We start from the raw sequence: 4,039 nt of genomic DNA on the forward strand, positions 1-4,039 counted from the left end.
TGACCACGTTGGGTTTCACCGGGGGCTTGGCGGCAAAGGTGGGTGCGGCTGGTTTCACCGCCTGAACATGCACATTGGGTTTCGGCGCGGTGGCCACGGCATTCGGCTTCGCGGCCGGAGCCGCCTGCGGCGCCGGGGTCTTGGCGATCTGATTTTGACCCTTCACGGCAGGCGTGTTTCCGGCCGGCGGCAGGGGCTGCCCCTTGGCGCCCGGAAGCGCATGTGTCTTGGCATTCGTGCCGGGCTGTGCAGGTTGCGTGGCGATGGCCGGGTTACGCGTCGCGTTCGGTGCCGCCTGAGGCTGTTGGGCCTGCTTCGTCTGTGCCGCACCCGGCACCTTCGGAAGATTGCCGGTTGCAGGCAGGGGCTGGCCGTTGGCGCCGGGAAGCGCGTGTGCGTTGGTATTCGCTCCCGGCTGGGCAGGTTGGGTGGCGACAGCCGGATTATGCGTGGCGTTCGGAGCCACCTGTGGCTGCTGAGCCTGTTTCGCAGGAGCCACGCCCGGAGTGGCTGGAGCCTTGCCGGTCGTCGGCAGGGGCTGGCCGTTGGCACCCGGAAGCGCATGTGCAGCATTCCCCGTCTGCGGCTGTGCTTGCGGCTGGGCAGAAGGCGCAACCGCAGGAGCTGCTCCAGTCGGGGTTTTGATCACCGCGGCCGGATTCTGCTGTTGCTGGGCTGCAGCCTTCTTCTGCACCGAGGGCGGCAAGGCAACATGCAGAGCAGCCGCACCCGCGCCGGCAAGGACGGCGGCGCCTGCGATCTTCTGTCCGGTCGTCAATCCTGGAGCTGCCTGTGGCGTTGCCGGTGCCGCTCCATTCTCGTTGATGACCGTCGTGTTGTTCACGACCGTATTGTGGATGTTATTGAAGATGACGTTGTTTTCCGGCGGCGCGACATCACGCGGCGGCTCGACCCAGTCAGGAACCGGAACGTAGGCCGGCTCCGGCAACACGTAGAGATCGACAGGAGGCGGTGGCGGCGCAAGCACGACGAAATCCGGCGGCGGCGGCGCCAGGAAGACGACAGGCGGCGGTGGTGCATAGCCGAAGTCGGCATCATCGAAATAAAGGACGGGCCGTTCCACATAGACGATTTCCGGTGGCGGTGGCGGCGGCACGTCATACTCGATCACCGTAAACGAGGGCGGCGGCTCCAGTGCTGCCTCGAAATGATCGAGACGGCGGCGGGCATCCCATACGTGGGGACCGCGCGGATAGCGCCTCAGATAGGACCAATAGGCCTCCGGCGTATCGGCACGCCACGTCTCGCGCCAGGTAATCGCCTCGCGGCGGGCGGCGATGATAGCGCGGACACGCTTCGCCATGGAATCGTTGGGATAGGCTGCGAGAAAATCCTCATAACCCTGCAGCGTATCGCGATCGAGCGCGGCGAAATAGGCATCCCGCTCGTCAAAATCGCGGATCGCCTTTGTCCGGATTGCGGCATTGTCGTAGCTGGAGACCTGGGCGGCCGGCGCATTGGGACCGCGATCGAAGAAGGTGAAGGCGTTCTTGAATTTGGAGGCATCCCAGGAAATCTGCGCGCCCTTGGTCAAATCGCTGACCCGCAGGCGCGTGCGATCGAAAACGTCGTCCAGCGACAGGCCGCCGACGCGGATCATCTCAGCCAGCGCATGTGCGTACGAGCCGTAGGGGCCAGTCTCCTGCGGTGCGACCGTACCGGGCGCCGCATTGAAGGCGATCAGCTGATTGGCATCAGGATCGACCAGCGCCAGACCGCCTGCGAGCGGCTGACTGGACTGCACGAATGGATTGGCCCTCGCCGCGTCGAGCACGACGATGCTGCCGCGATTGTTGAGCGATGCCAGCGACTTGGTGAAATCGGTAACCCGCAGGGCTTCAACCGGGACATCGGTGGCATTGGCCATCTGAGCATCCACAGGCACGAAATAGTTATCGCCCTGATACTGCACCCCGTAACCCGCCATATAGACGAAGACGACGGTATTGGGTCCCGACGCATTCGCTTTGGTCAGAAAGTCGCGCATCGCATCGCGCAACCCGTTCTGGTCGAGGTCGCGCGCGCCGATTACGTCGAATCCTGCGGCCTGCAGCGTCTGCGCGATCAGGCCGGCATCATTGGCCGGCGTCGGTAAGGCACCTGCCTTATAGGCGGCGTTACCAACGACAAACGCTATTCTCTTTTCAGGGGAACCTTGCGCCTGGACCGGGCTCACCGCGGCAATGCCGCCTAAAACCAACATCAGGGCGAAGAATGCAAAGATCGTCTTTTTGAACGACAATCCCATCATCGAAAGCAAAGCTGACATACCGGTTTCTTTCACGAAACATGCGCTGCACGCGGGATTAACAGCAAAACAATGAGCTTCGATTCGGGCGAATACGCGGCACATTCCGGGTGGCTTCGGGGGTTCATGTCACGATCCGTTCACATTAAGAGGCGTTATGTTACAAACCCAGCCCGGCCCGCGAGACCTGTCGAAACTTGGTTTCGCACCCACCAAAATGGTGACGCGCCGGTAAATCGATGCTAAACGCGCCCGGCGACATTCAACAACAGCGACTGCGCCGCATTCTCTGTCGATGCGGTTTCGAGAGACCAAGATCATGGCTGAGTTCAAATCCGATTTCCTGCGCACCCTGCAAGAGCGCGGCTTCATTCATCAGATTTCCGATGAAGCCGGCCTCGACGATCTCTTCGCCAAGGAAACCGTGACGGCCTATATCGGCTATGATCCGACGGCATCGAGCCTCCATGTCGGCCATCTCACCCAGATCATGATGCTGCACTGGCTTCAGGCAACCGGCCATCGGCCGATCTCTTTGATGGGCGGCGGCACCGGCATGGTCGGCGACCCCTCCTTCAAGGAAGAGGCCCGCAAACTAATGACCATCGACATGATCGAGGACAATATCGCTTCGATCAAACGCTGCTTCTCGAACTATCTCGACTACACCAAGCCCGGCAACGCGGCCTTGATGATCAACAATGCCGAATGGCTGCGTTCGCTGAATTATCTCGAATTCCTGCGCGATGTCGGCCGGCATTTCTCCGTCAACCGCATGCTGTCCTTCGACAGCGTGAAGACGAGGCTTGACCGCGAACAATCGCTGTCGTTCCTCGAATTCAACTACATGATCCTGCAGGCCTACGATTTCGTCGAACTGGCCAGGCGTTACGATTGCCGCCTGCAGATGGGCGGCTCGGATCAGTGGGGCAATATCGTCAACGGCATCGATCTCGGTCACCGCATGGGGACCAAGCAGCTCTTTGCCTTGACCTCGCCGCTTCTGACGACCTCCTCCGGTGCCAAGATGGGCAAATCAGCTTCTGGTGCCGTCTGGCTGAATGCCGACCTGCTGCCTGTTTATGATTTTTGGCAATATTGGCGTAACACCGAGGATGCGGACGTTCCGCGCTTCCTCAAACTGTTCACCACGCTGCCAATGGATGAAATCGCGCGACTTTCCGCCATCGCAGGCTCCGAGCTCAATGAGGTCAAGAAGATCCTCGCGACCGAAGTCACTGCAATCCTGCACGGCCGCACGGCGGCCGAACAGGCGGCCGAAACGGCGCGCAAGACCTTCGAGGAAGGCGGTCTGTCGGAAAACCTGCCGTCGATCGACGTCCCGCCGTCCGAACTCGACTCTGGCATCGGCCTTCTGGCTCTGATCGTGCGCGCCGGCCTTGCCGGGTCGAACGGCGAAGCTCGCCGTCACGTCCAGGGCGGCGCCGTGCGCGTCAACGATCATCCCGTCAGCGACGAGCGCAAGATCATCGGCGCCGGCGAAGTCACCGCGGATGGCGTCATAAAACTTTCGCTCGGTAAGAAGAAGCACATCCTCATCCGTCCGGTTGGCTGAGCGGCGAATATACGGAAAGCAAAAAGCCGGTGCTTCTCGCCGGCTTTTTTATGTACACATCGTCCCTTTTGGTTTTGATCGCTTTCCGCTGGCATAGGGAAGGCTGTGTCTCTAGGTCGGCTGAACCTCGCTGCGCTTGACGGCTGGCATGTTGAAACCGTCGAGCTCGGATATTGCCAATTTGCAAGTTCACG

2 protein-coding genes are annotated in these 4,039 nt (G+C 61.0%); one reads left to right on the forward strand and one right to left on the reverse strand.

The window, feature by feature from the left end:
- Window positions 1-2,290, reverse strand: a 2,290-nt coding sequence (locus tag Q4Q11_RS31085; RefSeq protein WP_498571893.1) for a caspase family protein, incomplete at its 3' end; no start/stop codon positions are given.
- A gap of 298 nt (window positions 2,291-2,588) precedes the next feature.
- On the opposite strand from Q4Q11_RS31085, the gene tyrS reads away from it, so the two are divergent.
- On the forward strand, window positions 2,589-3,845 hold the full coding sequence (gene tyrS, locus Q4Q11_RS31090; RefSeq protein ID WP_113214223.1) for a tyrosine--tRNA ligase: 1,257 nt from the start codon (window positions 2,589-2,591) through the stop codon (window positions 3,843-3,845).
- Window positions 3,846-4,039: the final 194 nt, after the last annotated feature.

The organism is Rhizobium sp. UFLA01-1127 (genome assembly GCF_059803845.1).

Coding starts and splice junctions, on each gene's coding strand:
- tyrS (WP_113214223.1), top strand. CDS start 2,589: ATGGCTGAGTTCAAATCCGATTTCCTGCGCACCCTGCAAGAGCGCGGC.